We start from the raw sequence: 26,405 nt of genomic DNA, 5'->3' as shown, positions 1-26,405 counted from the left end.
GGTGCCGACGGTGTCGGCGTTGAGACCCTGTCCCCGATCAATTCAGGTGGGGGAGTTTGAGGTGGCCATAAGTGGGGGAATTTGGGTGGCCATCAGGGGCATGACACAAAGCGCGGTTTATGCCGCATTGAAACGCTTGGAGGAATCGACGTGAAAAGCTTGAAAGACGTAAAAGCCCAACTGTTGGCCAACCCCGTTGCTCGCAAAGCATACGACGCACAAGCGCCAGAGTTTGAATTAGCCCGTGAACTGATTGCAGCACGCACGCAAACAGGCCTGACGCAAGCCGATGTTGCCTCGATTCAAAAAGCGAGCAAAACGCTGGATCGCCTGCTTGCGCTGAAGGGTGTTGATGTGGATGCCGTCGTTGCTGATTTCAATGTGGAACGACAACGTGCCCAAACCCCCAAGAAGCCCAAATTCAAAGCAACATGAGTGATTGAGCGATCGTTCAGGATGCCAACATCCTGATCCGTTCGGTGCTGCGCCAATCCACCATTGCGCAAATCCTCTGCCAGATCAATGTAGGGCGTTACGCCGCTCTGACCTCGCTCAGCAAATCGGGGTGGCGATCCAGCACCTTGAGCAACTTGACCAAGGCCAGCGGCGGTTTGGTTTTGCCGTTCTCGTAACGAGAAAACGCATTCACGCCACCGCCAAAAATATCGGCAGCTTCACGTTGGTCCAGGTCGAGCTTCTTGCGGACTTTGGCAATGTAGCTGGGGTCAACATAAGCAGCGTTCACTTGCCTTTGATGCACCCCAAGCAACTCGCTGTATCGGTCACCGTGTTCGCGGTTCAAAACGACCTCGCCGCAGGCGGGACAAAAATCACCCGTCACGTCGGGAATGGTGGTGCTTTCGCCCTTGTAGACATAGGGCATGTCGCGGGTATCGTGGATCAGTTCAGCCGCTCCACAGCATGGGCATTTCATGGTCACAGCTCCTTGAATGAAACAATCAAAACGTCGTCGATGACAGTCAGCTTGAGATACACCTCAGCGCCGCTGGAGGTCTTGGCGTGGTACACGTCCTGCCAAATCCGGTGATCAGCATGGGTCGTCATGCTCTTGTAGAAGTTGGCAGAAGTCAGAGACATAACGACAGCGCACATTCCGGCCAAGTCGCTGATGCCAAGCTCAAGAGCCCCGCCGAACGCACTTGCTGTCGCCCTGACATGACCACCCTCGGCCAACGCTTGGACGACTGCCAGCTTGCAGTGAGGGGTATTTTTCTCCATGGCAAATTATAACCAAGTAGGTTGATTTAGCGGGTAGGTTAACGATCAAGCCATGAGGCATCTTCAAAATCCTACCTCGATAAGTTTTTGACGGTGGACAAGTGCCCGAGTTTGAGCTGGCCCGTGAACTGATTGGAAAACCCATCCAAGAATGACGGGGATAAGGCTTGGTGGCGTCAGTGCCGATAACTCGCCGCAACCCCCGTGGTTGTGGGCATGTGTTCGGCCGCCTGAACATGCACTTGGCCGCCTAATTTCTCAACCAACGTGCCCAGGTCGTCCAACACATCGTCGACCCTGGGGTAGCCGAGTTCGGAATAGTCGATGCGGCCTGTTGTGCCATCGATGCGCCCGGGGACCAGGCGACCGGCTTCGATCAACAAGGTGCCTACGCGCCCGGCTGTGGCCGCATGCGCCACATCGGCCAGGTTGTCGCTGCCCAGCCCCTTCGCTTTGGCTGCGGCGTAATCGTCGCACCAAGCGCTTTGTTGGGCCTGTTGTGCCGGGGCGGCCACGGCCCAAGCGCGTTGCTGCAACTCGGTGGGGCTCAGGCTATCGGGGTTGATGAGCAGGCCTTGCTTCATCAGCCGCGGGTTGTGGCTGATGGCCTGAAACAGGTGGTGGTGTTCAGGCAAAGCTGCCAGCATGAGGGGCAAGCCCGAAACGTCGGAGTGGTGCGCCTGCACCGCCCGATCCACCGCCCGGAAAAACCGCTCCACCTCGCTGTCCATGCCGTCTTTCTTGCCGCCTAGCCCGTGGTGCATGGCCGAATGGCCAGCGCCCAGGCCACCGTACGATGACACCGAGCTGTGCGTCGTTTGTTGGCGGTCGCTGCTCGTGTCGCTTGAAGAGCGCGGAACCTCTGACGCCAAGCTCAAAGCCTCCAGGCTGTCGCGGTTGCCCTCGAACAGTTGCACCTTGTTCAAGCTCAAAGCCAAGACCTGGTAACGCTCGACCGATTGCAAAAATTGCCGCAAAGGTTGGGTGTGAAAGCTGTCGGCCACCACCGCCAAGTCGGCCACTGGTCTGGGCAACACGTAGATGCGGAAAAAATCAGTCGCCCCCATCACCACCAGCCCGTCGAGCGTGTGCTCCCAAAACGCGTGGTCGTTTTCCAAGGCCTCAAATGGCGCAATGAGGGCGCGCAGTGCATCGGGCGCTTGGTGGTGCAGAGATGTCTTCAGTGCGCCAACCAGATGGCGAAAACGGACCGGGTCTTGTTGGTTATCGGGGTGACTGCGGTGGGTGCCCATGTACAGAGACAGACAGGGCCGGGCGTGCAACCCAACAAGTTCCTCCAGGCTGGCGCTGGTCAGGTTGAGTGGGGTGTGGCGAGCTTGCATGCAAATTCCTTTTTGTTGGCGTTGACACCATGACGGCGAGACTTGGCCCCATGGGCAGTGCGCTGAGAGCGCCGAAGAGCGCGGCACCTGGGGCCTGGGCCCAAGCCAAGGTTTGCATGCAGTCTGCGTTGTCAGCCCTGCAAAGTCTGTACTTCAACGAACGGTCTAGCGCAATGCCATTGCTTGGGGGCGCGTGCCGTGGTGCTCATGGAGCCTTTGACGGCGGCATGAAGTTTTTGCTGCATCCTCCGCATGAACGTGGGCATGACCCGCGCACGGTGCAAGCTGCTGCTGGTGGGCGATTCGTCCACGCTGTGCAGGCATCCGTTTTTTGTGGAGTTGCTGGTTTATGTGAAGGGCTTGGGGGGGTACCGCACAGCGCATGAGATGGGCAGATAGACTTGAATCTGTAATGGACGTCCCTGAGAGGATGGCATGAAAAGCTGTCTTGAACGTCCTGTGAAATCGAGATCAATAATCCAGTATCAAGGCTGAGGCAACAAGTTAATCGACTACGAGATGTCCAAGACTTGTAATTTTCGATGTTTCAGTTCACAAGACGAAACCCCTCGTTGCAGAACCAGGCCGAAAGGCAAAGACTCTCGTAGAGCGCTGTCTTCCACGAATTCTTATCACTCGCCAACCTGCTTGCGAATTCTTCGTAAAGATGACTTCGCACTGCTGAGGCGCCGCCGCTGTTACCGAGCTTGACTAGCGCATGAGAAATGTCAGCGAGTTCGCTCGCTGCCTGCGCTGCATAGAGCACTGCAATTCCCATAACCTCAAAGTGATGCTTGACCCGTTCAGCTAGGACAGGCGTCCAGTAAGAGGGCGGTCGGACGCGATACTTGATAGCTAAAGGATTTGACTCAAGTATGTCTGCGACAAGCCAACGCTCATCACCGAGGTCGTCGAAATAGGGGTGAAGCGTCTGCTGCTCAGCTGTGAGGGCAACTTTCGCAAGTTTTGCCTTGTTGCAATCCGTGCACGAGGGAATCAGGTTAACAGGAGTCAGGTTGAAGATTGGATGCAGGGACTGCGGTAAGTAGTGATCGACGCTGCCCACGGAACGTTGCCCACATAGAGGGCAGATGCCATACTTTGGCGCTAGGCGTATGGCGTCATATATGCCTCGCGTTGGAGCACCAACTCGCGCGAAGTGTGACTTATATATGACGGCCATGAGCTTGCCGTTGAGCTCAGGCGTCACTTCAGCGGTTGTTGGGATTTGAAAGAGCTTGCCGATGGGCCCCAGCTTCATATAGGCTCCTTCGCCGGCCACAACCGTGGAGAGTGCATCGAGGAGTGCTTTAGAGCGTTCCGGAATCGTGATGCCGATAGCGCACAGTTCGACCGCTTCTTTTGCGTCGAATTTTGGTGGAGGTAAACGCTTCACGAGCCGTCTTTCAGTTTGGTCGCTGCGCAATAATGCTGCGAGCTAAAACTCTGGCTTCCGAGCCAAGCGCCCCTCCAAATCGGCTTGTCACTTCCTCAAACCTACGCCCAGGTTCGTTTGCAACGGAAGCTACCATCTTATGGAAACCTGAGTTCGAAACCTCTAGTCCGAATACTGCACGAGTCAAAACACCAGCGCTCTCGCCAAAGGTTTCCGTTGGCGGTCTCTCAACCACAGCCACGGTCCTCGACCGCCGAAGCATCCACACGCAGTTCATCGGCACCTCTTGAAGTACAACCGGTGAGTGTGTGGAGATGAGAGCTACGCCGTTTCGCGAAACGAGGAGGTCAGATACCGCGCGCACGAAGGCCGCAAGCAAGGGCGGGTGCAGATGGCCCTCTGGTTCATCGAGCACGACCAGGGTGCTTTCGTCAACCAGCTCGACAAGACGTGTCGTAGTCAAAAGAACAATCGAGTGACCTGAGCTTAACTTTTTGAATGCGTGCGCCACGCTAACTTCCCAGTCTTCGCCGTCGACAAGAAGGAAGCGTTCAATGTCCACCTCGGCGAATAATGGATCAGTCGCAAGCGTCTGGACTGCTTTTACCCATCTTGATCTACGCGGCTCTTCTCTGCAGATAGCGAAGCTCTTGACGAAGTCTCGTGCCAAATCATCCTTTGTTTTTAGAGAGTTTCGGGCTTGACCGTCAACAAGTTCAGTATTGCGAAGCCCTACAAACCCCGCCCGAAGCTTGATTTCGGTCGCTGGCGGTGGCGCCTCAAATTCATCGAAGGCGCTGAACGACACAGAGACCAACCCCGTGAAGGCCCATTCGTCCTGGTTGTCACCCAAACGCTGAAGGATGCCGGGTGGGGAGAACTCACTTTGTCTACCCAAGACCGCGTTAATGAGTGTCTGTATGCACCGCGTCTTGCCAGCACCATTGCGGCCCACTAGGACATGAACATTTGTTGGAGGATGTGAGTTCGGCTCGACGTGGAATGTGAGTGTTGGCGGAGGCACTGAAAGATGCTGCCCATCTTTGACGGGTGGTTCTGGAAGCGTGTACTTAAACTGGAATCGGGTTAGAGCCGCGTTGCCGTTTGCCATGCGGTGTAGACGGTTCCTGACGCTTTCCTCTCTTACTGAGCGAAGAAGCGACTCCTGCATAACCGGCTCTTTAAGGTGTCTCGCGAAGATTCCAAGGTTGAATGCGCAGTCGCACAAACCCTTCAGTATGGACTCGCATAGGTTTGCAGAAAATGTGTAAAGCGTCGAGTAAAAGTCCTCGTCCTGTCCCAGCGAAAAGTGACGGTTTGGATCAAGCCAGGGAAACGTTGCTGGCAAATGGGGGGCCCGAAATCCCGGTGTAGCGGTACTTGCACCCTGTAAGCCTGCTTCGCCAATTTTGAGGGAACCGACTCGGTGTCTAGCCCCGTTTTGATCGAATACAAACAGCGTGAACATTGTCCGGAACTTGAACCAATCGTCCCAGTTGTCTTTGACTAAATAGACCTGCGATATACCTGCCTGGGGAAGAGTTAATGCGGAATCAAGGAGCGTAAACATAATAGGATGCCTTCCATCTCAAAAGGTCGAAGTTTTCGTACGGTGCGGGAAAGACCATTGATGTCCCTTGCATACTTGACAATAAATAAGGAGTTGGGACTGGTAGGTCTAAAAAGCTAGTTATTCGATAGGAGTCCGTCGCCAAGGCCAACGAGCGCTTGATATCTAGCCGCTTGCGTTCGCCTGGCGGTGGCCAACGGCTGCAATCGCAGGCGGTCAGTCGTGCAAATGTGTCATCTTTCGGTGATGAGTTAACTTTGTCGTGTTTATCAATTAGCAGTGGCTTTAACTTTTCGCGTTTTCTTGGATGAGGGCTCAGGCAGCAAGCTGGTGATGCGTTGGTATATCTCGAAGATGACGGCCACGCGTTCGGCGACGGAGGCATAGCACTTTTTTCAATCTCTGATTTGGTCGGAGCGTCTACGACGGTTTCGCGTTTTTGGGGGACCTTGAGCAGGGCCGATGGCATGGTCAGTGGGCCGTTCAGGTCGGCCAGTTTGGGGTCTGCAAATTGGGCGCGAGCGAAGAGCACACATTGCGCTTCTTGTTCGATGGTGTTGCGGTGTTTGTCGTTGAGTGGTTCGCCAGCGATGTCTAGCAATGGGTAGTTGTTGTGGACGATGTTGTTGGAAAAGCAAAAATCACTTTTAAGTCGCCGAAAATTTTCGTGAAGCAACCCGTCAGAGTCCATTCTCATAACTTAGTGGCACCGTCTAGCTTGCGATGCACGTAAGACAGAATACCGAGAACGTCAATTGCGTCCTGCTCTGGCATGGCCCACACAAGCTTTGGCGCATGCGCAGTTGGATTGCGTATTGCGCCGAATATGCCCACAAGAATGTTCGCAATGCCCTTTTGCTCGCTCAGCTCAGTCTCGGACTTCAATGAGTTGATGGCAAGAATTGGGTTCTTGGCCGAAAGTGCTGTGTTCACCAATTCAGCGCCGTCGGTTCCTAGGCCCGACATTTCTCGGAGACGCTCGGCGACCCCTTTGACCGCTTCAAGAACCGCATGAAAGTAGTTGTCGTGAAGCAGCTCTGCCTTGCAGTACTTCATTATTTCTTGGTGTGTACCTCTGCCTTGCAGTGCCGAGTTCAACCTCTTGGCGCGAGCCAAGGCACCATTTATCGTTGACTCCGGGGTTGTATAAACGACTTGACCCTTTTCATTTACGGCGTAGCCTGCAAAAGCTAAGGCGACGTTTAACCCATCCAGTCGCCATGCAAATAACTCTGGCTTAGACGTATAGCGTGCCGGTGACATTGCCTTGTTTATGAATTGAACCAAATGATTGCCAAATTTGTGCTTGTTCTGCGCTTCTGCTAACGCATTGAAAATTCGTTTCCACTTGGTCATGGAAGGGGTGGGGTCTGTGATCTGGATTTCCTGAAGGATGTGTGTGATTTCCGTTCCGGTTAAACCATTTGCTGTGTCTGCGAGTACACGACATGCGGCCTCTAGGTGAACGGATTCAAATAAGGGTAAGAGTGCCATAGCTTTTGCAGTTGGGTTTTACGTTTGACGTGAGGTACGACCGGAGCCGCCAAGCAGTTATGGGTATTTGCAAGAGTAGCTTGCAAGCCAACCTCCTAGACGGAATCTTGTGCATCGGCGCTTGGCCGATCCACACGGTAAATTGCGACGCCTAACAGGCGCTCCTTTTTATATAGAGTCTTGACGGGAACCAAACTCGATTTACGGATGATTTTTACTGACAGTCCAGATACGGGCTCCCGGAGGCGCCTTTCGACTGTGTCAGATTCCACTGCCGTGGTGTAACCGACTAGGAATCCGTTTTGAAGGGATGGAATCTTGGACATGAGGCTCAAAATTCGCTCATGGTCCTTCCTAAAGGAACCACTTTTTCCCAGCTTCTTGATCTCAATAAGGAATCTAGGAGCTTTGGACTTGTAGTACGTGGCTATGTCTATTCGTCCGTTCCTTCCAGCGTTGTCCTCAACGATTTCGTCACCTGAGGCGAAAGCAAGCAGTTGCTTCACTGAAGCTTCAAGAAGTAAGAGTGAACCCGCTTCGTGAAGTCGCTTCGCAATAACGGTCTGTACGAATGACTCTGGCGCAGCACGCATGGTGACTCCGCCAGTCCAGGCGCTGTATGTAGCCTCGGCCTCCGCAAGACCATCGAGACATGCTTGAGAAATGGTACGACGTGAAATTGCTCTGGACATATTTGGCTTTCAATTTTTTGTAGATTTGGCTTTTCGTGCTTTCTTTGCAGCTGGCGCCGGTCGCAAGCTGGTGATGCGTTGGTACAGCTCGAACAGGAAGGCCACGCGTTCGGCGTCGGAGGCGTAGGTTTTTTTGCCGCCGCTGGGTTGGTAGGCGGCGTCTACGGCGGTGTCTAGTTTTTGGTGTGCCTTGAGCAGGGCTGGGGGCATGGTCAGCGGGTCGTAGAGGTCGGCCAGTGACGAGCTTGCAAATTGGGCGCGGGCGTCGAGCACGCATTGGGCGGCTTGTTCGATGGCGGTGCGGTGTTTGTCGTTGAGCAGCTCGCCAGCGAAGCCGGGCCAGGGGTAGTTGTTGTAGACGATGGTGTTGGAGTAGCGGAAGCGGCTTTCAAGTCGACCGCATGTGAAGCGCATGAAGGCGTTGTGCATGCTGCTGGTCATGACGCCGAAGTGAAACAGTGTGGCGTCGGGTACGGCATAGACCAGATTGCTCACGATGACATGGGCATCCATGAAACCGATCGGCACATAGTTGCGCCGCTCGGATGAGACGCTGGGAATCAACAGGTAATTGCTTGTGGGTTGCCTGATTTTTTGGAATTGAGTCGGCGTATCTGCGTCTTGTTGCGTTTGCTTGTCGATGCTGGCCAAGCGCATGTCCTTGACCGATTGCACCCGCTTCATGACTTCGGGCATCAGCCGCAGTTCTTTGGGCGGGCAGTCCACCAACCACAGGCACCAACGCGCTGTTTTGTTGATGAATTCTTCTGCGCCCATGAACGGGCGAATCCATTGCGCGGCTTGTGGTTCCGTCTTGATCAGGCTTTCTTTTTCGTCATCGTCCATCAGCAAATGCCCGCCGTCGGTGGGTTTGCTGCCATTGGTCATCTCAGTCACTTGGCATACGGGCGTGCGGCGTTTGTTCAGCAACACATCTGGCGCATCCACCAAATACGCATTGATGCGTTTGACAGGCACGGCATGCGGCAGGCCTTTGATGTCTTCATATTCGTAAATGGTTTTGACCGCTTGGTTCTCGGGGCCAAAGCCCACGATCACACAATGCACGGCGGCTTTGCCGCTGGCTTCGTTGCTCCACTGAAAGGTGCGGTGCGCAAAGTGGGTGTGCATGCCCAGGCGCTGCATCTCGCCCCAAAGCACGGCCACTTGTTCGCCTTGCGTGATACTGTTGGTGGACACAAATGCCGCTTGCGTGCCCGTGCGGCCTTGCATGTATTGCGCGGCCAGCACATACCAGCCACACACAAAGTCCAGATCACCTGCGCCGTGGATGCCGTGCATCACCGCAGCCAGGTCGGCTTTTTGTTCTTTGCTTTGGTAGGTCTTGCCCAAGAACGGCGGATTGCCCAACACATAACTGCACCGCTCCGCAGGCAGCACCTCGTTCCAGTCCAGCTGCAGCGCGTTGGCGTGGCGGATTTGCGGTGAGCTTTTGAGCGGGATGCGGGCAAAGTACAGGCCAAACTCCACGCTCACGCGCAGGTTCATTTGGTGGTCCACCAGCCACAGGGCCACTTGGGCAATTTGCGCCGGAAACTCTTCGATCTCGATGCCAAAGAATTGGTCCACGTTCACGCCAATCAGGCCATGCACGTCCACCGTCAGCTGGCCTTTGTGGGCGCTCAGTTCGTGGTCGGCCCGCAGCACTTTCAGCTCCAGCTCGCGCAGTTCGCGGTAGCTGATCACCAAGAAATTTCCGCACCCACAGGCTGGGTCAAAAAACGTCAGCTGGCGCAGCTTTTTGTGAAACTCAAACAGCTTGTTGCGGTGGCCTTTCACCCGTTCAAACTCGGCGTGCAGTTCGTCCAAAAACAGGGGCTTGATGAGCTTGAGGATGTTGGCCTCAGACGTGTAGTGCGCGCCCAGGTTGCGGCGGGCCTTCTCGTCCATGATGCTTTGGAACAGGCTGCCAAAGATCGCCGGGCTGATGGCCGACCAGTCCAGCGCACAGGCGTCCAGCAGGGCTTCGCGCATGGCGGTGCTGAAGTCGGCCATGGGCAGGGTTTCTTCAAACAGGCGGCCGTTGATGTACGCAAACTGGCCCAGCTGTTCGTCGATGTTTTTGCTGCGTTGGCTTTCGTGCGTGTTGAGCACCTGAAACAGTTGCCCCAGGCGCGGCCCCAGGTCTGAGCCATCGGGCGCGGTGCGTTCTTCGACAAAGTCTCTGAACGATTGCGCGGGCTGAAAGATGCCCGTGTCGTCGGCAAACAAACAAAACAGCAGGCGCACCAGCAGCACCTCAAGCGCGTGGCCGCTGTAGCCGCTGGCTTTCAGGGCGTCGTGCAGGCGGCCCATGCGTTCGGCGGCCTTGATGTTGACGGGGTCTTCGGCCTGGATGTCTTGCACCTTGTAGCCCGCCAGCAGGCCAAAGAGCTTGACGTGTTTGTGCAGGTGCTTGAGCTCAAACTCGGCCGTCTCGCCCGTGGCCAGGCGCCGCACCCGAAAGCGGGCAAAGTCGCACACGACCACCAGCTGGGGCAGGTCGCGCTCGGGCAGGTTGTGCAGGTAGCCAATGGCTTGGTCCACCGCGTCGTCCAGGCTTTTGCCGCGCGACTTGTGCTCCACCAACAGCACGCCGGGCCAAAACAGGTCCACAAAGCCTTGTGCGCCGCCGAGCTTTTTGACGTTCAGCTCAAAGGTGGCGACGCGTTTGTTGGTGATGCCAAAGATTTCAAAGAAGTCGATCCAAAAGGGCTTGGCCTGGCTGTCTTCGTTGCAGGCGTCGGCCCAGGTTTTGCTAAAAAGCAATGCCCTGGATTTGATTTCGTTCCAATTAAGACCCATTTGGTGCTCATAAAGTGAGCTTGGATGTTAATGGAAAGTTCTCGGTTTTTTGGTTGGGGTAGTGCTGGGGGTGTAACTAAAGGGTCTGTGGCGGGGAGGCTGGATCAAAGGCGGCCAATTGAACACTGGCCTGCGGAGTACTTGTCAGGTCTTTTTTGGGTTTAAGCCAACTCGACCACGCGGACATCGAAAGTCACTTTGAGCCAATTTCTGATGGCATCAAAAATAGCGGCCAGGTTGTCCATGCTGGGGTTGCCTTTGGGCGAAAGCATGCGGTGCAGGCTCTTGCTGGGTTTGTGGGTCAGTTCGGCCAAGCCTTCAAACCCGACGGTGGCGTTGACCAGATCGCGCAGAATCAACCGCGCCGAATCGGGCTCACCGCTCAGAAACAGCGTGGCCGCTTCGTCGAGCAATGCTTTGGCAAAAGCCGGATCACGTTGCACACGTTCAACCACGGTTTGCCTGAAATCACGCGTCAAGGTCATGTTGACTTTCCTTTTTTGTTGACAGCCAAGGCCTTCTTTCTGGCTTGGCTTGGGTCGCTGTTTCGTGATTTCATGGTAACACTTGTGTTACTTTTTTTGGCATAGCGATCGGCCCGGATCAATGAATAGCCCACATCATTGGTTGCATGGTTGGCGCGATTATTTATAATCGCGCCAATCATGCCAGACTTCAACGCCCAACTCTTGACCGTCATTCAGGCCCAGTCGGACGGCTTGTCGCTTGCAGAGGCCTCTGAAAAATGGCCCGATGTTCCTCGCCGTAGTTTGCAAAGAGCTTTGGCAAAGTGGGTGGCGGAAGGGAAAATCGCGCCAGTTGGCAAGGCTCGCGCTACGCGGTATGTGAATATCGCGCCAAAAGTGGTGGTTGACGCTTTGCCCACTCAAGACGGGTTGTCAGAGTCATCCACTTGGCGGGCCGAAGAAGAACTTTCCACGGGCCAGTGGCCGCTTTCGCCCGACAGCAAAGACATCCGCACCTATCTGGCCCAGCCCTGGAGCACGCGCCAAGCCGTGGGTTACCAGTCTGAGTTTTTGCAGGCCTACCAGCCCAACGTCACGTTTTATCTGCCCCAGCCTGTGCGGGCGCAGTTGCACCGCATGGGCCGCACCGGGCCGGGGCCGCAACCGGCGGGCACTTATGGCCGTGCCGTGCTCGACCGTTTGTTGATTGATCTGTCTTGGGCGTCCAGCCACCTGGAGGGCAACACCTATTCGCGCCTGGACACCCGAGCCCTGATCGCCCACGGCCAGCAGGCGCAAGGCCATGGCGTGACCGAAACGCAAATGATCCTGAACCACAAAGCCGCCATCGAGCTGCTCATGGACAACGTGGCCGCGCCGCAATTCAGCCGCTATGTGCTGATGAACCTGCACAGCGCTTTGTCAGAAAACCTGCTCGAAAGCCCCGACGACGAAGGCCGCTTGCGCCTGCACCCAGTGCAAATCGGGCAAAGCCCATACCAGCCGCCATCGGGCCAGTCGCTCATTGGCACCTTGTTGGACGAAGCGTTGGCCAAATTCAACGCCATCGAAGACCCGTTTGAGCAGTCGTTTTTTGCCATGGTGCACCTGCCGTATTTGCAGCCCTTTGCCGACTGCAACAAACGCACGTCGCGCCTGCTGGCCAACTGGCCGCTGCTGCGGGCCAACCTGTGCCCGCTCACGTTTTTGGGCGTGTCGAAGGACTGGTACACCGCCTCGGTGCTGGGCGTTTACGAGATGAGGCGCGTGGAGCTTCTGCGCGACCTGTTCATGTGGGCCTATGAGCGCTCGACCAAGGAATACCTGACGGCCAAGTCCAGCGTGGTGGAGCCCGATGTGTTGCGCCTGACTTACCGCGATGTCATCCGCCACATCGTCAAGGCCGTGGTGCAAAACCCCGAGCAAGACCCGCTGGCGCTGGTGGCCGATCAAGTGGCCCTGGCTGCGCCCGGCCCGGATCGTGAAAATGTTCGGGCCTTGGTCATGCAAGAGCTGCGCCGTTTGCACGAAGGCGTGCTGGCCCGCTATGGTCTGCGCCCGCAAGAGCTGGAGCACTGGCGCAGCATTCAGGGTTGATCAGCCGCGCAGCCCTTCGAGCACATTCACCGTGTTCACGCCCACCTCGGCCACGGCATAGCCGCCTTCAAAGGTCAGCACCGTTGGCAAGCCCAGCTGCGCAATGGCTTGCCCCAGCTTCAGGTAGTCAGCGCTGCGCAGCTTAAAGCCCGAGATCGGATCGCCCTCAAACGTGTCCAGCCCCAGCGGCACCACCAGTGCCTGCGGGGCAAAGTCAGCCACCGCCTGCATGGCGGTTTGCAGCGCGGCCCACCAGACTTCAAACCCGGTGCCACGCGGCAGCGGCAGGTTCAGGTTGTAGCCCTCGCCAGCCCCCGCGCCGCGCTCATCCGCATGGCCCAAAAAGAACGGGTATTCGGTGCGCGGATCGCCGTGAATGGACGCGGTGAACACATCGCTGCGCTCGTAAAAGATGGTTTGTGTGCCGTTGCCGTGGTGGTAGTCCACATCCAGCACAGCCACGCGCTGCAGCCCGCCGTCGCGCAAGGCCTGTGCGGCCACGGCGGCGTTGTTGATGAAGCAATAGCCGCCCATGTAGTTGGGGCCCGCATGGTGGCCCGGCGGGCGGGTCAGGGCCAAGGCAAAGCGCTCGCCCGCCAGCACCGCTTGCGCGGCCGCCAGCGCACAGGCCGCACCTTCGCGTGCGGCGGCCCAGCTGCCCGCCGTCAAAGGCGTGCCCGAGTCAAACGCGTATTGCCCCAACCGCGCCGCAAAGTTGAGTGGCGGCGAGTCGGTGCGAAAGGCATGCTTGGAGGCCAGCGGCCAGACCGAGGGCAGGGCGTCGCGCTCGGCATTGGCCGGGTCCAACGCCACCCAGTCGTCCCACGCCCGAGCCAGAAATGCCAAATAGTCCGGCGCATGCACGCGGGCCATGGCGGCGTCGACATCCGCCGCTGCATCGGGCGTCAGCAACTGCCCCACCGGGCGGCGTTGCAGTTCATCCAGCACATAGCGCAAACGGTCGGGCACTTCGTGGCAATCGACCAAGCGGCCCCGGAACATTTCCTGGCGGCCTGCGTGTTGGGCGTGGTGGGTGTTGTGGAAGATTTTCATGATCGGGCCAAAAGGACGGAGGGGACGCTGATGATGCATTTCAGACTTCACAGGTCCGGTTCAATAAAAAATGGCCATTGAATGGATTTTGTTGGATGTGACATGTGCTTTCACGGATTCAATGGATGGCTTTCGACATTTTTAGACGTGCTGTTTGACAGCCTTTTTGGCGACGGTTTTCTTTGCAATTGGTTTTGCCGCTGCCTTGGCCGCTGGTTTTGTTGCAGTGGTTTTGGCTGTCGTTTTTGCTGCCTTTGTTGCAGCCCTTTTTGCCGTTGTTTTCGCAGGGGTTTTTGTGGATTTTTGAGCAGTTGCTTTCGTCTCTGCTTTGGCCGCTGTTTTCGCTTTCGATGCCACCTCGACGGGCGCTTTCGCCCGCGTGGTTTTTGGTTTGGCAGGCGCTGTATCCACTCCCAAATCCCCCCCCAAATCCATATCCAAGCCAAACACATCGCCCAGGTCGCTGGCGTCCATCACTTTGCTGGATTTGGTTTTGCTGGCAGACGGTTGGGCAACGCTGGCCTGTGCGACCAAGTCCAGGGCGTTGACATGGCGCAGCTTGAACAGCAGTTCGGGCTGTTGGTCCAATCTGGCGCCCACGCCGTAGAACACTGCGGCCACGTGTTTGCACATGCCCGCCCAATCGGGGCAACTGCATTCAAACTTGAGTTCTTTGGGCGAGGGGAACAGCCCGGTGGTGGGTGCGCAAATGCGCTCCATGACCGCTTTGGACAGTTTGCCTTGCAGCAGTTCAATCAGCGATGCGACGGAGTTCGAGCAGTCTGCGCACACGGCTTTCCAGCGCGGCTCTGGCAGGGCTTGGATGGTGATGCTGACCTCGTAGAGTGATGAGCCCATGACCAAGGCCTGCACGCTGCCTGTGTTGACTTGCAGGTCGATCACCGTGCCGTTGCGCACGTAACTGCGCCCACGCGGCAAGCGGCTCTCGTAGTCGCTGTATTGTTCCAAATTGCTGCACCACGCCTTGCCCCAAAAGGTTTTAGCGATGGCACCGCTGAAGGGTTCAATGGGCGCGTAGTTCGCGCCTTTTTTGTTGGCCTTGGTCACGGCCGTGAGCGCCTTGGCGCGGCGCGTGGCCACTGGTACATACGGCTTGTAGCCAAAATAACCCATGTTGGCGATCTCCTCTGAATAGTGGGTGGTGGACGGTTAGCCCTCTATGGCGGTGTGAATATCGAGCTGCACCAAATTGAGCAGCTCTTTATCGCTCAGCTCGGTGAGCTGCATTTCGGTCTCGTTTTGCAGCACGTCATTGACCAGGGCTTGTTTGGATTCGATCATCTGGTTGATGCGCTCTTCGATAGTGCCTCGGCAGACAAATTTGTGCACCAGCACGTTGCGCTTTTGGCCGATGCGATAAGCGCGGTCCGTGGCTTGGTTTTCGACGGCGGGATTCCACCAGCGGTCAAAGTGAACGACGTGCGAGGCGGCAGTCAGATTCAGGCCTGAGCCCCCGGCTTTGAGGGAGAGTATGAAGAACGGTGTGGCATCGTCTTCTTGAAACCGTTTGACCAACTCGCGCCGTTGGGCCACCGGCGTGCCGCCGTGCAAGACCAGGCCTTCGCGGCCAAATATGCTGCCCAAAAAGGCGGCCAGCGGTGCCGTTGTTTCGCGGAACTGGGTGAAGACCAACATCTTTTCTTGCTTGGCCGCGATGACTTCTGCCAACTCGCGCAAGCGGGCAAATTTGCCGCTGTTTTCTTCGTCCCATGCGCCGTTGCCTTGCCATTGCGAGGGGTGGTTGCAAATTTGTTTGAAGCGCATCAAGTACGACAGCACCAAACCGCGCCGCGCCATGCCGTCGGCAGTCTCCAAAGCCTGGGCCAACTCCTTGACCGCCGCTTGGTACAAGGCCGCCTGTGCGGGCCGCAAGTGGCACCAGGCATTGGTTTGCGTCTTGTCGGGCAGATCGCTGATGACGCGTTTGTCGGTCTTGAGGCGGCGAAGAATGTAGGGGCTGACCAGTGCCCGCAGGGGGCCGTAGTGCTTTTGGCTGTCCAGGCGCTTGGCGAAGTTGCTAAAGACTTTGGCCGATCCGAGCAGGCCGGGGTGCGTGAAGTCAAAGATGGACCACAGGTCAGACAGGCGGTTTTCGACAGGCGTGCCGGTGAGGGCGATGCGGCTGGCCGCGTTGAGTTTTTTAATCGCCTGCGTTTGCTTGGCACCGGGGTTTTTCAAGGCCTGCGCTTCGTCGGCCACCACGAGCTGCCAGCGCATTTGCTGCAGCGCAGGCAAGCGCAGCAGCGTGCTGTAGCTGGTAATGACCAGATCGACCTGCGCGAAGGCGGCGGCTTCCAGGGCACGCAATGGGTCTGCGGGCATGGCCGACGGGTGGGCGATGAGCACCTTGAGGCTGGGGGCAAAACGCTGGCTCTCTGCGTGCCAATTGGCCAGCAGCGAAGCCGGGGCCACCAGCAGGGTGGGCGCGGGTGCCGCTGGGGTAGCCCCTTTGGTTTTGCGCTTGTCTTCGAGCTTGCTCCTCTGCAAGTTTTCACGTTGGAGCACCAAGAGCAGCGACAGGATTTGCATGGTCTTGCCAAGCCCCATGTCGTCGGCCAAACAGGCGCCAAGGCCCAGCCGCGTGAGCAGGTAAAGCCAGCGTACGCCAGCCTCTTGGTAGGGTCGCAAGGTGGCTTGCAATTCGGGGCGCGGGTCAATGTGGGCCAGGCCTTCGGGTTGGCGCAGGCCTTGCAGCGTTTGGGCAAGCCACGGTCCGGCGCTGACCTCAGACCAGTCGGCGGCGGCGTCATCCGTGCCATCGCCTGCATCGAGGGAGGCGCGTGCCGTCAGGCGCATGGCCTCTGCAAACGACAAGCCTTGGCGGGTGCTGATGTTTTGGATGTCGGTGAAGCGCTGCAGCATGCGCTTGAGCTTTTGCGCGTCCACCTCGACCCAGTTGCCGCGCAAGAGTTGCAGGCCATCGCCGCCTTGGAGCAGGGCTTGTATTTCGGCCTCTGTGAGTTTGTCGTCACCCAAGGTGATGCCCATGTCGAAGTCGAGCAAGGCGTCCATGCCCAGCACTGAGGGCTGTTGGCTGCCAATGCTGGCGCTGACCTTGGGGCGTGCGGGGCGGCCTGCGGCCCAGTTGCTGGGGGTGCGCACCACAATGCCTGCGGCCTCTAGCTTGGGCACATCTTGCAAAAACGCATAGGCGTGCGCCTGCGTCCAGCGCAGCGGGTGGTAAATCTCGCCCTCGGTCACCATCTCCATCAACCACGCGCATTGTTCCGCCGCACGTTGCACAGGCACCAGCAGTTTGAGCAGTTGCGCTTGCTGCTTGCCGTCTGAGAATTCGGTGAGTGCGCGCGACAGCGGCATGTGCTGGGCTTTGCCATGCGCGGACAGGCGCGATGTGTAGGTGGCGAGGAAGGCGAAGGGTGAGTCCGGGTCTTTGCGGTTTTCTGCAAGATTGAAATGGACCCGGCCCACCTGGTGCCAGGCCGCGTTGCAGCTGTGCAGAAATTCGGCCAAGGTCGTCTGCGATGCGGCCAGCTCTGCACGCAGCGCCGCCTCAGTTTGCGCCCACAACTGCGCCAGAGCGTCGGCATCGGCATACTCCGCCCCGCGCATGGGCGGCAGGTCAAGCAGCCAAGCCTCCAGCGCCGCCCGCTCGGGTACGGCCACCGTGATGTCGGCGACTGTGGTGTCGTCTGCCACGGCGCACAGTCCGGTTACATAGCGCGCAGCAAAGTCGCGCCACCAAGCGAATGCGCCCGGCAAAACCTGCCCCACGCCCGTGGCCCCCAGGTGCAGCAGGCCGTGCCCCGCGCCTGCCGAAAAGGCCTTGTCCAACGGCCCTTCCAGGCTCGCATCCAAGGCGGCGTCTGAATCCGGGCCATGCAAGTCCAATCGAAGGTGGCCTTGGGGGGAGAGCGTGAGGCGGGCACTCATCGGCATGCGTGCAAGCTGCGCACCCGGTCGAATCGATGACCCCATTCAATGGGGTGGCTTGGTGGGTCTTTTTGTTCGCACTTTGCGGACTGTTTGCGCCGTTGCGGCCCTTGACATACTTGAAACAACAAAGTGGGCATAAGGGCTTGACCAAGGGCTTGGTCGATGGGTCAAAAAGAGGTCAAATTTACCATGGTGCGACCAGCAGCTGGCCTGCTCAACGCCGTCAAAAATTGATGCGCTTGCCGCGTTGCCTGCGCCACGGTTTACGTTGACGCCATGATGGCCGTCAATGCGAAAGTGAATGGACTGACCGCAGTTGCGCGGAATGAGGCTGAATTCCAGGCGCTGGGGTTTGAGGTGTTCAATCCATTGGACTCGAGGTCACGGCGCCCTGCGACTGATTCACGTCAGTGAGATTGCATGGCGCTGATTGGGTGTGAGGTGCTGAAAGGCAGAGTCGCCATAAGACTTGATGACCTCGGAGATAACAACGTGATAGCCCTTGTACCATTGGGCATATTTTTGTTTTGCCTCGATGTGGCTGGGATGGGTTCCCAACGCTTTGAGGCCATCCATGGTTTCCCAATAGTAGATGGCATTGTGACGTTTGCCATCGTCTGAAGCCCACTCTTCGACGCCGATGAAGCCGGGCGAGGCTTTGGCCACCGCATCGATGATGGCATTGAGTTCATTGAACTCAGCGTCGTAGGATCCGGGCTCCCAAATGAATGCTGCACTGAACATGGTTGGATGAATGAGGGTTGAGAAAGGAAGGAGCAGCTTGGGCGGCGTGTGCATTGATCCGCCGCAGTTTATTGCCCGGAGTATCTAATTTCAACTGGTTAGTGTCCCTAACCAGCTCCAATAGTTGCGGACTTTGGCTTTATCCGGCTGGTCGGTCAGGGCTGTAATGATGAAGAGGGCGGAAAACCATCAGATTTCTTTGCCATCCTCCGAAGCCGAACGGATATGGGCAGACTCAAACCATTGAACTTTCATCGGGCGATCGTTGGGCATGGGTCTCTCTATTTGCAGCACTCGGGTGCCATAAGCCATGGTTTATTTCGAGTTTTTGTAGGAGTCCACCCCTGTGGGCGATGGGCGTGGAACACGCCCTGCAAGCCTTCGCCCACAGGGTGGGCTCCTATAAAGAAAAAATCCACATGGTCGGCAACAACATGGACTATTCAAACTTCATCGGGCCGGATCAGTCGCTGGTCGTATTGACTTTTGGCTGATTCAAGTGTCACCGAATGCGCTTAAGGCAACGTTGTGAGTGGCGTGAAGTCAAGCTGCCGCATGACTTTGGAGGTCCATGGTCATGAAGACGCTATGGGGGTCAAGTTGGTAGTCGCCAAAGGGGCCGCAGGGCCGGAATCCGGCGCTCTCATACAGTTGGTGCGCTGGCGCAAACGTGCTGGCTGGCCCGGTTTCCAGGCTCAGTCGTTGGTAGCCGCGCGCGATGGCTTCGCTGATGATGTGATTCAAAATGGCACGACCCGCGCCCTGACGTCGCTGGACGGTTGGGGTTCGCATGGATTTGATCTCGCCATGATCAAGGGACAGTTCCTTGAGCGCGCCACATCCCAAAAGCTGATCGCCATCGCGAGCGGACCAGAAGGTGATTTCGGGCCTTTTGAGTTGGTCCACATCGAGTGCATGAACGCTTTCAGGCGGTGAAAGTTCATGCATGTGGCGCAGGTGCTCGTCGAGCAGCGCATACACATCTGGCCGAGCGGGATCGTCGGGTGCAATGGTCATTGACATGGCGGGTGGTGTTCTCGTGTGGTAGCCCAACTGGCCTCAGCCAAATTCCCGAAACCCCTTGAGCGCAGGCAACGGCGCAAAGTTGGCCTCGCGTTTTTGCTGGAACGCGCTGATGGCCTCGCGCACGTTGGCGTTGCTCCAGATCGCGCCTTGCAGCCAGCCCATGTGGCGCAGGCTGTCTTCGGTGCTGTGGTCGCGGGCGTAGTGCAGCACTTGCTTGGTGCCCCAGATGGCGACGGGCGGTTTGCTGGCGATTTCTTTGGCCGCTTGCAGTGCAGCGGCCACGGTGGCTTCGTGGGTGGGCAGCACGTCGTTGACCAAGCCGTGTGCCAGCGCTTTGTCGGCGCTCAGGCGTCGGCCCGTGTAAGCCAGTTCTTTGACCAAGGCCATGGGCAGCAGTTTGGGCAGGCGCTGCAAGGTGCCCACGTCGGCCACCATGCCGATGTTGATTTCCTGGATGCAGAAGAACGCATCGGCCGAGGCATAGCGCATGCAGCAGGCGGTGACCATGTCCACCGCGCCGCCAATGCAGCCGCCGTGGATGGCCGCAATGACCGGGATGCGCAGTTCTTCGAGCAGAGTGAAGGTGTGCTGCATGTCGGTCAGCAGGTCGTACACGGCCGAGCGGCCTTCGGCGCTGGTGTCGTCCATCTGGATGGCGCTGCCAAAGGTCTGCAGGTCCATGCCCGCGCTGAAGTGTTTGCCCGTGCTCGAGATCACCAGCGCCCGGGCGGTGCCCGCCTTGTGGATGTCGGTCAGCACCTCGTGCAGCTCGCGCCAGAAGGTGGGGTGCATGGTGTTCATCGCCTCGGGGCGGTTCATCACCAGGTGGGCGACGTGGCCCTCAGTCGTTAGGGAAAAGCAGTTGAGTTTATTCATGTGTGGTCTCCTATTTTTGCAATGTAGCCGTTGCTGAAGGTCGGCTGTGTCCCGGTTTTGACCTGTCGAAGGGTTTTCGCATTCACAGGTACTCGGCCTTGATGCGGGCAGCGTCCTCGACAAGCTGTGTCAGACGTTTGGCCTGTTTGGCCACAAAGCTGGCGATGCCTTGGGCAAAGGCTCGTTCGTCTCCTTCGTATTCCGTCGCCAGGGCTTGTGCCATGGCTGCGGGTTCGGCCAGTTTGGCCAGGCGCTGACCTTCTCGGCGCAGCAGTTTGCGGTCGATGCCGCAGCGGGTGGCGAAGTCGGCCAGGGCGTAGGGGCTCACAGCTTCGTGCTCGAAAACATCGCCCCAGGCCATGGCCAGTTCGGTGTCAAAGCCGTCGTACTGCAGCACGCTCACCAGGTCGTACCAAGGCGTCGGCTCCAGCAGGCCGCCAGGGCGCACGAAAAACGAAAAATTCTTGCCATGCGCATCGCTGTTGCCAATCAGAAACTGAAACAGTGCCCAGCGCAGCATGGCCAGCCGCGTGCTGGCCTTGTTGCCGCTCAGTTCGGCGCAGGTGAATAGCTTTTCGTGGCTCAGGCCATCGCGGATGTGACGCACTTCGGCGGCGTTGCCCAGGTTGCGTTCGTACTTGTAGCTCACCGGCAGGTCGCAGGCTTGGCAGGCGTCGATGATGTGCAGGCGCTGGACCTGCACTGAATCGCCAGAGCCCAGAATCGCCCGGTCGAAACGGCGCACCACCAGCACGGGGCGTGGCGTGCGCAACAAGGTCACATCGGCCACGGGCAGGCCCATGCGTCGGGCCAGTGACATGCAAAAGTGCTCGTTCACGGCCAGGTGCGGTGTCTTGGGGTTGCCTGTGTCGGGTTTGAGGATGTGTGTAGAGGCCAGGCGCTGCCCATCCACCAGCCACAGCCGCCCACCTTCGGCCAGTGGGGTGTCGATGAAAACCACCAGCTTGTCTTGCAAGCCTGCGACCGACATGCGCACTTGGCCGTCCCACACGGTCAGCGGCAGCTGCTCTCGCTGGGCGATCCGCTCTGCCAGTTCGCTCAGGGGTATTTCGCGCTGCGTGGGCGCATCGGGGGGGGCGGCCGTGACATCACCTGTGAATTGCAAGGCACCTGCCGTCTCGGCACCGAGCGCCCGGATGAGTCCAAAGACATTGCTTTTGGTCAGGCCCTTGTAGGTGACCGCCACGTCCAGTGCCCGGCCTTCCGGGAGCAGGTGCTCGACAAAGCGCTTGATCGTGGCAGAGCCGTACCCATCAGGTGCGCTTTTTGCGCTGGCCAATGGCAGCGCGGGCGACAGCGGAAAAGCTTGTGGGTTGGCGAGCCATGGCGGTGCATAGCGCAAGCGCCACTGGTCATCGCGGCCTTCGTGCTCGATGACCGCTATGGGCGTTTGGTCGGTCCAGACATGCAGCGCGTCGGTCATGACAGTCCTTTCATGCCTTCGGCGAGCCGCCGCCTGGGGTGCTGGCCTCAAGGGCCCAAGGGTGTTCTTTGGGCAAGACCATCAGCGCCAGGCCCAAGCCGTCGAGCACGGCCATGGCTTTGTCCAGTTGCACTGTGCCTTGACCGTTTTCGAGCCGGGACATGAGGTCCACCGACACGCCCAGCAGCCCGGCCGCGTCGTCGATGCGCAGCGATTGGGATTTGCGCCGTTCGCGCACGATGGGGCCTAGCGCGTTGGCTGTCGTCAAAACTGTGACTTGTCGGGTGGGCTTGTCATCCATGTGGAACTTTCTGGGGAGGGGCATCCGGGGGCATGGTTTGGGGTTGTTATTTCTGATAATCCGAAACTATCGGGTTTTGCTGGGGTCGTCAAGCTTTGTTTCGGTATTTCAGAAATTCAGCTCTTGGTATCCATGGTCAGGAACTTGTTTCAGTTATTCCGAAATTAAAAAGATATCTTCCGGGACACTTCTGCACCCCAACCGCTGACCAGCGGTAGGCCTCTCATTCGTCTGTGAACAGAAGCTGCGTTTGCCATTCATGGCCCGGCTCTTCGGCCTTCATGGGGTGATTCACCGAATCAGGCGCTGCTCCCGCCTTGACCAGCGAGCCCACCCGCACGCCCAGCAGTCGAATGCGGCGTGACAGGTCAACCCGCTTGAGGCACTGGCCGGCCACTTGGCGGATGCGTTTGGCGTCTGCCGTGTATTCCGTCAGGCTTTGGTCCCGTGTCACGGCTTGGAAGTTGTCATAGCGCAGCTTGATGCCGATGGTTTTGCCTTCGTATCCTTTGCGCTGCAAATCGGCCGCCACTTGTTCGCACAGCCGGGTGAAGACGGCCCCGAGCTCTTCGCGGTCGCGCACGGCGTGCAGGTCGCGCTCGAAGGTGGTTTCGCGGCTCATGCTGACGGGCTCGCTTTCGGTCTCGACCGGGCGGTCGTCGCGGCCCCAAGCCGCATCAAACAGCCATGCGCCGTAGCTTTTGCCAAAGTTTTGCATCAGCCATGGCAGCTCGCGTGCAGCCAGGTCGCCGATGGTGTGGATACCAAAGCCTTTGAGCTTTTCGTCGGCCTTGGGGCCCACGCCGTTGATCTTGCGGCAAGCCAGCGGCCAGATCAGGGTTTGCAGGTCGGCCTCGTGCACGACCGAGATGCCGTTGGGTTTGTTGAACTCGCTGGCCATCTTGGCGATCAGCTTGTTGGGGGCCACACCCACCGAGCAGGTGAGCCCAGTGGCCTCATAAATGCTTTTCTGGATCAAGCGCGCCAACACGCGCCCCCCTTCACGCTGGCCGCCGGGCACGTCGGTGAAGTCGATGTAGACCTCGTCCACGCCCCGGTCCTGCATGACGGGGGCGATGTCGGTGATGATGCTTTTGAAGGTGCGCGAGAAGTGCCGATACCGCTCAAAATCCACCGGCAGCATGATGGCCTGCGGGCAGAGCTTGGCGGCTTTCATCAAGCCCATGGCCGAGCCCACGCCAAACTGCCGCGCTGCATAGGTGGCGGTGGTGATGACGCCGCGCCCGGTGTAGCCATTCAAGCGCGGGAAGAAGTCGACCGGGATGCGGTCCAGCCGTTCGGCAAAGCTGTCTTCGGTCCACTCGTGGTCGGGGTAGGCCGCTTGCAGCTTGCTCAGCAGGTCGTCTTCTTTGCGCCTGCCGCCACCAATGACGACCGGCATGCCCTTGAGCTGCGGGTAGCGCAGCAGCTCGCAGGATGCGTAAAACGCGTCCATGTCGAGGTGGGCGATGCGCCTGGGCGCAGGGGCGGAGGGGGCGGTGTTGGTCACCCTTGAAGCATAGCGCCAGCGCCGGGCCTCTCATGTGGCGTGAGGGGCCCAGCGGGGTTTTTATGCGGTCGGAAAAGTGCCGGGCAGCAAGATGTTGGTGTCCACATTCTGGATGTTGGTGTGGCCGCAAAAGGCCATGGTCACGTCCAATTCTTTGTGGATGATTTGCAGGGCCTTGGTCACGCCCGCTTCGCCCATGGCGCCCAGGCCATAGACCATGGCGCGGCCAATCATCACGCCTTTGGCGCCCAGCGCCCAGGCCTTGAGCACGTCCTGGCCGCTGCGGATGCCGCCGTCCATCCAGACTTCGATTTGGTCGCCCACGGCCGCGACGATGGCGGGCAGGGCTTCAATGGAGCTGGGCGCGCCGTCGAGCTGGCGGCCGCCGTGGTTGCTGACCACGATCGCGTCAGCGCCGCTGGCCACGGCCAGTTTGGCGTCTTCCACGTCCATGATGCCCTTCAAGATCAGTTTGCCGCCCCATTGCTTCTTGACCCAGGCGATGTCTTCCCAGTTGAGCGTGGGGTCAAACTGTTCGTTGGTCCATGAGGCCAGCGACTTCATGTTGGTCACGGCTTTGACGTGGCCGACCAGGTTGCCAAAGGTGTGGCGCTTGGTCCCGGCCATGCCCAGGCACCAACGCGGCTTGGTCATCAGGTTGATGATGTTGGCGATGGTGGGGCGGGGGGGCGCGGTCAGGCCGTTTTTCAGGTCTTTGTGGCGCTGGCCGATCACCTGCAAGTCGAGTGTGAGCACCATGGCACTCACATTGGCGGCCTTGCAGCGGTCGATCATGCGGGCCATGGCTTCGCGGTCGCGCATCATGTACAGCTGAAACCAGAACGGCGCTTGCGTGTGGGCGGCGATGTCTTCGATGGAGCAGATGCTCATGGTCGACAGCGTGAAGGGAATGCCGAACTTCTTGGCGGCCATGGCAGCGTGCATTTCGCCGTCGGCGTGCTGCATGCCCGTGAGGCCCACCGGAGCGATGCAGACGGGCATCTTGGTGTCGATGCCGACCATCTTCGTGGCGGTGGTGCGGTTTTCCATGTTCACGGCCACACGCTGGCGCAGCTTGATTTTGTGGAAATCCGTCTCGTTGGCGCGGTAGGTGCCTTCGGTCCAGGAGCCGCTGTCGGCGTAGTCGTAAAACATGCGCGGCACGCGCTTTTCGGCCAGAACGCGCAGGTCTTCGATGTTGGTGATCACGGGCATGGGTTGTCTCCTGCAGGGGGTGGGGCGATTTTTGAAACTCGCCCATCGTAGCCGCAGGCCTTGCCGGGCGCTGTGAAACTTGGGACAACCCCTTTGAAATTTCTTGTGGACCGAGAATTCAGCCGTGGGGCGTGGCCTTGACGAACGCGCCGCCTTGGTAAACGGCAGCTGGATCGTGCTGGTCGATGGTTTGCTGCCGGGCTTCGACAGCTGGGCGAAAGACGTCAGAGGAATCCAGCGGCCGGTAACCGATGTGTTTGGCGTGGGTGTTGTCCCACCAAGTGGTTTGGTTGTCCGACATGCCGTAGATGATGCTGTGGCCGACGATGGGGGCGGTGAGTGCTGCGACCACCAGACGTTCCAGATCGTCATGGCTGAGCCAAGTGGCCAGCATGCGGCGGTCTTTGGGTTCGGGGGTGGAGGAGCCGATGCGGATGCTCACGGTTTCGATGCCCCAGCGGTCCCAGTACATCTGCGCCACGTCTTCGCCAAACGCTTTGGATAAGCCGTAAAACCCGTCGGGCTTGGGCGGCATGCGGGTGTTGACGACTTCGTCTTGGCGGTAAAAACCCGTCACATGGTTGGAGCTGGCGAACACGATGCGCTTGACCCCTTGCAGGCGTGCTGCTTCGTACAGATTGACCATGCCCGCGATGTTGCTGGCCAGGACCATCTCCCAAGGCTGTTCGGTGGACACGCCGCCCAAGTGAACCACAGCGTTCACTTGGTGGAGCAAATCCAGCACTTGGTCTTTGTTTTCCAAAGCCGTGATCTGTACCTCTTCACCCTCAGTGGCCGGGCTCAGATCGGCGCGATCGCTCAGGCGCAGCACCTCGCAGTAGCCTTTAAGGCGAGGGCGAAGTTCTCGCCCCAGATCACCAGCGGCACCTGTGAGTAAAAGTCGGTGAAATCGCAGGGTTGATGCAGGCGTGTTCAACATGGCGGTTGTCAAACCTTGAAGCGACCAGCCAAGGCGGTGGCGCTGTCGCGCAGCACGTTTTGGTCGGCTCCCACGGCCACAAACAGGCAGCCTTGTTCGACGTAGTGTTTGGCCAGTGCTTCGTCGCCTGTGAGGATGCCCGCAGCTTTGCCGCAGGCCTTGATGCGTGCGATGGATTCGTCAATGACCTTGAGCACCTCGGGGTGCTTGGGGTTGCCCAAGTGGCCCAAGGCAGCCGACAAGTCGCCGGGGCCAATGAACACGCCGTCCACGCCGTCCACGTTGGCGATGGCTTCGATGTTTTGCAGGCCCTGCACGGTTTCGACCTGAAGCAACACGCAAATCTCTTCGCTGCTGTGTTGGGCATAACCCTTCACCCGGCCATAGTGGCTGGCGCGGGGCGCACCCGCATAACCGCGCACGCCGTGGGGCGGGTAGCGGGTGTAAGACACGGCTTGACGCGCTTCTTCTTCGGTCTGGATATAGGGCACCAGCAGGCTTTGCACTCCCACATCGAGCAAGCGCTTGAAGGTCACCATGTCGTTCCACGGCGGGCGCACTATTGGCGTAGTGGGGCTGCCCTTCATGGCTTGCAGCTGCGCCAGGATTTCGGTCAGGTCGTTGGGAGAGTGCTCCATGTCCAGCAGCAGCCAGTCAAAGCCGCAATGCGCCAGAATTTCGGTGCTGATGTTGTTGCACAGGTGCGACCACAGGCCAATCTGTTTTTGGCCGGACTGGATCGCGTGTTTGAAATGGTTGATGGGCATGTCCATGGGCTG

General features: G+C 58.5%; 26 protein-coding genes. 4 read left to right on the top strand and 22 right to left on the bottom strand.

All coding sequences use genetic code 11. The annotated features are described in order from the left end of the window. Positions 1-150 precede the first annotated feature (150 nt). On the top strand, positions 151-435 hold the full coding sequence (locus QZ190_RS06185) for a hypothetical protein (RefSeq protein WP_291914751.1): 285 nt from the start codon (positions 151-153) through the stop codon (positions 433-435). Positions 436-532: 97 nt separating this feature from the next. Here QZ190_RS06185 and QZ190_RS06180 read toward each other — a convergent pair whose 3' ends face one another. From QZ190_RS06180 to QZ190_RS06170, 3 genes are all read right to left on the bottom strand, one after another. Beyond that, entirely contained in the window at positions 533-934 is a 402-nt protein-coding gene (locus tag QZ190_RS06180) for a type II toxin-antitoxin system MqsA family antitoxin (RefSeq protein WP_291914749.1), read from the bottom strand. 2 nt (positions 935-936) lie between these two features. Then, positions 937-1,239, bottom strand: coding sequence for a type II toxin-antitoxin system MqsR family toxin (locus QZ190_RS06175; RefSeq protein WP_291914747.1), 303 nt, complete (start codon positions 1,237-1,239; stop codon positions 937-939). A 176-nt stretch (positions 1,240-1,415) separates the two neighbouring features. Then, complete coding sequence (locus QZ190_RS06170) at positions 1,416-2,582, bottom strand: hypothetical protein (RefSeq protein WP_291914744.1); 1,167 nt, start codon at positions 2,580-2,582, stop codon at positions 1,416-1,418. Between the two features lie 252 nt (positions 2,583-2,834). On the opposite strand from QZ190_RS06170, the gene QZ190_RS06165 reads away from it, so the two are divergent. Further along, on the top strand, positions 2,835-2,981 hold the full coding sequence (locus QZ190_RS06165) for a hypothetical protein (protein ID WP_291914743.1): 147 nt from the start codon (positions 2,835-2,837) through the stop codon (positions 2,979-2,981). A gap of 148 nt (positions 2,982-3,129) precedes the next feature. On the opposite strand, the gene QZ190_RS06160 is transcribed toward QZ190_RS06165, so the two are convergent. From QZ190_RS06160 to QZ190_RS06130, 7 genes are all read right to left on the bottom strand, one after another. After that, positions 3,130-3,978, bottom strand: a complete 849-nt coding sequence (locus QZ190_RS06160) for a hypothetical protein (RefSeq protein ID WP_291914741.1) — start codon at positions 3,976-3,978, stop codon at positions 3,130-3,132. A gap of 10 nt (positions 3,979-3,988) precedes the next feature. Next, the gene (locus QZ190_RS06155; RefSeq protein WP_291914739.1) at positions 3,989-5,548 is read right to left on the bottom strand and encodes an AAA family ATPase; all 1,560 of its coding nucleotides are present in this window, start codon (positions 5,546-5,548) and stop codon (positions 3,989-3,991) included. After that, positions 5,532-6,239 carry a type IIL restriction-modification enzyme MmeI gene (locus tag QZ190_RS06150; RefSeq protein WP_291914738.1) on the bottom strand — a complete coding sequence of 236 codons (708 nt, stop codon included), beginning with the start codon at positions 6,237-6,239 and terminating at the stop codon, positions 5,532-5,534. The genes QZ190_RS06155 and QZ190_RS06150 overlap by 17 nt, the downstream gene beginning before the upstream one ends. 2 nt (positions 6,240-6,241) lie before the next feature. Further along, positions 6,242-7,042, bottom strand: coding sequence for a TIGR02391 family protein (locus QZ190_RS06145; protein ID WP_291914736.1), 801 nt, complete (start codon positions 7,040-7,042; stop codon positions 6,242-6,244). A 701-nt stretch (positions 7,043-7,743) separates the two neighbouring features. After that, entirely contained in the window at positions 7,744-10,539 is a 2,796-nt protein-coding gene (locus QZ190_RS06140; protein WP_291914734.1) for a DNA methyltransferase, read from the bottom strand. A gap of 161 nt (positions 10,540-10,700) precedes the next feature. Further along, positions 10,701-11,024, bottom strand: a complete 324-nt coding sequence (locus QZ190_RS06135) for a DNA-binding protein (protein ID WP_100171898.1) — start codon at positions 11,022-11,024, stop codon at positions 10,701-10,703. Further along, complete coding sequence (locus QZ190_RS06130) at positions 11,021-11,239, bottom strand: hypothetical protein (protein WP_291914731.1); 219 nt, start codon at positions 11,237-11,239, stop codon at positions 11,021-11,023. The genes QZ190_RS06135 and QZ190_RS06130 overlap by 4 nt, the downstream gene beginning before the upstream one ends. 178 nt (positions 11,240-11,417) lie before the next feature. Between QZ190_RS06130 and QZ190_RS06125 the strand changes: the two genes are divergently transcribed. Then, positions 11,418-12,602: a Fic family protein gene (locus QZ190_RS06125; RefSeq protein WP_291914729.1), complete on the top strand. Its 1,185-nt coding sequence runs from the start codon at positions 11,418-11,420 to the stop codon at positions 12,600-12,602. Here the strand turns inward: QZ190_RS06125 and QZ190_RS06120 are convergent, their stop codons facing one another. The 4 genes from QZ190_RS06120 to QZ190_RS06105 all read right to left on the bottom strand — a co-directional run bounded on the left by QZ190_RS06120 (position 12,603) and on the right by QZ190_RS06105 (position 18,368). Further along, positions 12,603-13,655 (bottom strand): histone deacetylase family protein, encoded by a 1,053-nt coding sequence (locus tag QZ190_RS06120; RefSeq protein ID WP_291914727.1) that lies wholly within the window; start codon positions 13,653-13,655, stop codon positions 12,603-12,605. A gap of 141 nt (positions 13,656-13,796) precedes the next feature. Continuing rightward, positions 13,797-14,513, bottom strand: coding sequence for an SWIM zinc finger family protein (locus QZ190_RS06115; protein WP_291914758.1), 717 nt, complete (start codon positions 14,511-14,513; stop codon positions 13,797-13,799). A gap of 312 nt (positions 14,514-14,825) precedes the next feature. Next, positions 14,826-17,573, bottom strand: a complete 2,748-nt coding sequence (locus QZ190_RS06110; protein ID WP_291914725.1) for a DEAD/DEAH box helicase — start codon at positions 17,571-17,573, stop codon at positions 14,826-14,828. 399 nt (positions 17,574-17,972) lie between these two features. Then, entirely contained in the window at positions 17,973-18,368 is a 396-nt protein-coding gene (locus tag QZ190_RS06105; protein WP_291914723.1) for an antibiotic biosynthesis monooxygenase, read from the bottom strand. A 305-nt stretch (positions 18,369-18,673) separates the two neighbouring features. On the opposite strand from QZ190_RS06105, the gene QZ190_RS06100 reads away from it, so the two are divergent. After that, positions 18,674-18,808 carry a hypothetical protein gene (locus tag QZ190_RS06100; protein ID WP_291914722.1) on the top strand — a complete coding sequence of 45 codons (135 nt, stop codon included), beginning with the start codon at positions 18,674-18,676 and terminating at the stop codon, positions 18,806-18,808. 49 nt (positions 18,809-18,857) lie between these two features. On the opposite strand, the gene QZ190_RS06095 is transcribed toward QZ190_RS06100, so the two are convergent. The 8 genes from QZ190_RS06095 to QZ190_RS06060 all read right to left on the bottom strand — a co-directional run bounded on the left by QZ190_RS06095 (position 18,858) and on the right by QZ190_RS06060 (position 26,399). Continuing rightward, entirely contained in the window at positions 18,858-19,337 is a 480-nt protein-coding gene (locus QZ190_RS06095; RefSeq protein WP_367114230.1) for a GNAT family N-acetyltransferase, read from the bottom strand. A 36-nt stretch (positions 19,338-19,373) separates the two neighbouring features. Next, on the bottom strand, positions 19,374-20,216 hold the full coding sequence (locus QZ190_RS06090) for an enoyl-CoA hydratase-related protein (RefSeq protein WP_291914720.1): 843 nt from the start codon (positions 20,214-20,216) through the stop codon (positions 19,374-19,376). 82 nt (positions 20,217-20,298) lie between these two features. Then, the gene (locus QZ190_RS06085) at positions 20,299-21,660 is read right to left on the bottom strand and encodes a HipA domain-containing protein (RefSeq protein WP_291914718.1); all 1,362 of its coding nucleotides are present in this window, start codon (positions 21,658-21,660) and stop codon (positions 20,299-20,301) included. Between the two features lie 10 nt (positions 21,661-21,670). Next, the gene (locus tag QZ190_RS06080) at positions 21,671-21,961 is read right to left on the bottom strand and encodes a helix-turn-helix domain-containing protein (protein ID WP_291914716.1); all 291 of its coding nucleotides are present in this window, start codon (positions 21,959-21,961) and stop codon (positions 21,671-21,673) included. 223 nt (positions 21,962-22,184) lie between these two features. Next, positions 22,185-23,417 carry a DNA polymerase IV gene (dinB, locus tag QZ190_RS06075; protein WP_291914754.1) on the bottom strand — a complete coding sequence of 411 codons (1,233 nt, stop codon included), beginning with the start codon at positions 23,415-23,417 and terminating at the stop codon, positions 22,185-22,187. Between the two features lie 114 nt (positions 23,418-23,531). Next, positions 23,532-24,686, bottom strand: coding sequence for an alpha-hydroxy acid oxidase (locus QZ190_RS06070; RefSeq protein ID WP_291914714.1), 1,155 nt, complete (start codon positions 24,684-24,686; stop codon positions 23,532-23,534). 118 nt (positions 24,687-24,804) lie between these two features. Then, positions 24,805-25,626, bottom strand: coding sequence for an NAD(P)-dependent oxidoreductase (locus QZ190_RS06065; RefSeq protein WP_291914712.1), 822 nt, complete (start codon positions 25,624-25,626; stop codon positions 24,805-24,807). Between the two features lie 8 nt (positions 25,627-25,634). Beyond that, positions 25,635-26,399, bottom strand: coding sequence for an aldolase/citrate lyase family protein (locus QZ190_RS06060; protein ID WP_291914710.1), 765 nt, complete (start codon positions 26,397-26,399; stop codon positions 25,635-25,637). Positions 26,400-26,405: the final 6 nt, after the last annotated feature.

This window comes from Limnohabitans sp., from assembly GCF_017848645.1.
In the GTDB taxonomy this organism is placed as follows: Bacteria; Pseudomonadota; Gammaproteobacteria; order Burkholderiales; family Burkholderiaceae_C; genus Limnohabitans_A.
The sequence above is the reverse complement of the archived record's forward strand: the minus strand, read 5'-3'. Positions and strand labels throughout refer to the sequence as shown.

Excerpts from the sequence above, each read along its gene's own strand:
- QZ190_RS06180 (WP_291914749.1), bottom strand. The coding sequence starts at position 934 with ATGAAATGCCCATGCTGTGGAGCGGCTGAACTGATCCACGATACCCGC.
- QZ190_RS06175 (WP_291914747.1), bottom strand. The coding sequence starts at position 1,239 with ATGGAGAAAAATACCCCTCACTGCAAGCTGGCAGTCGTCCAAGCGTTG.
- QZ190_RS06170 (WP_291914744.1), bottom strand. The coding sequence starts at position 2,582 with ATGCAAGCTCGCCACACCCCACTCAACCTGACCAGCGCCAGCCTGGAG.
- QZ190_RS06165 (WP_291914743.1), top strand. The coding sequence starts at position 2,835 with ATGAACGTGGGCATGACCCGCGCACGGTGCAAGCTGCTGCTGGTGGGC.
- QZ190_RS06155 (WP_291914739.1), bottom strand. The coding sequence starts at position 5,548 with ATGTTTACGCTCCTTGATTCCGCATTAACTCTTCCCCAGGCAGGTATA.
- QZ190_RS06150 (WP_291914738.1), bottom strand. The coding sequence starts at position 6,239 with ATGGACTCTGACGGGTTGCTTCACGAAAATTTTCGGCGACTTAAAAGT.
- QZ190_RS06145 (WP_291914736.1), bottom strand. The coding sequence starts at position 7,042 with ATGGCACTCTTACCCTTATTTGAATCCGTTCACCTAGAGGCCGCATGT.
- QZ190_RS06140 (WP_291914734.1), bottom strand. The coding sequence starts at position 10,539 with ATGGGTCTTAATTGGAACGAAATCAAATCCAGGGCATTGCTTTTTAGC.
- QZ190_RS06135 (WP_100171898.1), bottom strand. The coding sequence starts at position 11,024 with ATGACCTTGACGCGTGATTTCAGGCAAACCGTGGTTGAACGTGTGCAA.
- QZ190_RS06130 (WP_291914731.1), bottom strand. The coding sequence starts at position 11,239 with ATGACGGTCAAGAGTTGGGCGTTGAAGTCTGGCATGATTGGCGCGATT.
- QZ190_RS06120 (WP_291914727.1), bottom strand. The coding sequence starts at position 13,655 with ATGAAAATCTTCCACAACACCCACCACGCCCAACACGCAGGCCGCCAG.
- QZ190_RS06115 (WP_291914758.1), bottom strand. The coding sequence starts at position 14,513 with ATGGGCTCATCACTCTACGAGGTCAGCATCACCATCCAAGCCCTGCCA.
- QZ190_RS06110 (WP_291914725.1), bottom strand. The coding sequence starts at position 17,573 with ATGCCGATGAGTGCCCGCCTCACGCTCTCCCCCCAAGGCCACCTTCGA.
- QZ190_RS06105 (WP_291914723.1), bottom strand. The coding sequence starts at position 18,368 with ATGCACACGCCGCCCAAGCTGCTCCTTCCTTTCTCAACCCTCATTCAT.
- QZ190_RS06095 (WP_367114230.1), bottom strand. The coding sequence starts at position 19,337 with ATGTCAATGACCATTGCACCCGACGATCCCGCTCGGCCAGATGTGTAT.
- QZ190_RS06090 (WP_291914720.1), bottom strand. The coding sequence starts at position 20,216 with ATGAATAAACTCAACTGCTTTTCCCTAACGACTGAGGGCCACGTCGCC.
- QZ190_RS06085 (WP_291914718.1), bottom strand. The coding sequence starts at position 21,660 with ATGACCGACGCGCTGCATGTCTGGACCGACCAAACGCCCATAGCGGTC.
- QZ190_RS06080 (WP_291914716.1), bottom strand. The coding sequence starts at position 21,961 with ATGGATGACAAGCCCACCCGACAAGTCACAGTTTTGACGACAGCCAAC.
- dinB (WP_291914754.1), bottom strand. The coding sequence starts at position 23,417 with ATGGACGCGTTTTACGCATCCTGCGAGCTGCTGCGCTACCCGCAGCTC.
- QZ190_RS06070 (WP_291914714.1), bottom strand. The coding sequence starts at position 24,686 with ATGCCCGTGATCACCAACATCGAAGACCTGCGCGTTCTGGCCGAAAAG.
- QZ190_RS06065 (WP_291914712.1), bottom strand. The coding sequence starts at position 25,626 with ATGTTGAACACGCCTGCATCAACCCTGCGATTTCACCGACTTTTACTC.
- QZ190_RS06060 (WP_291914710.1), bottom strand. The coding sequence starts at position 26,399 with ATGGACATGCCCATCAACCATTTCAAACACGCGATCCAGTCCGGCCAA.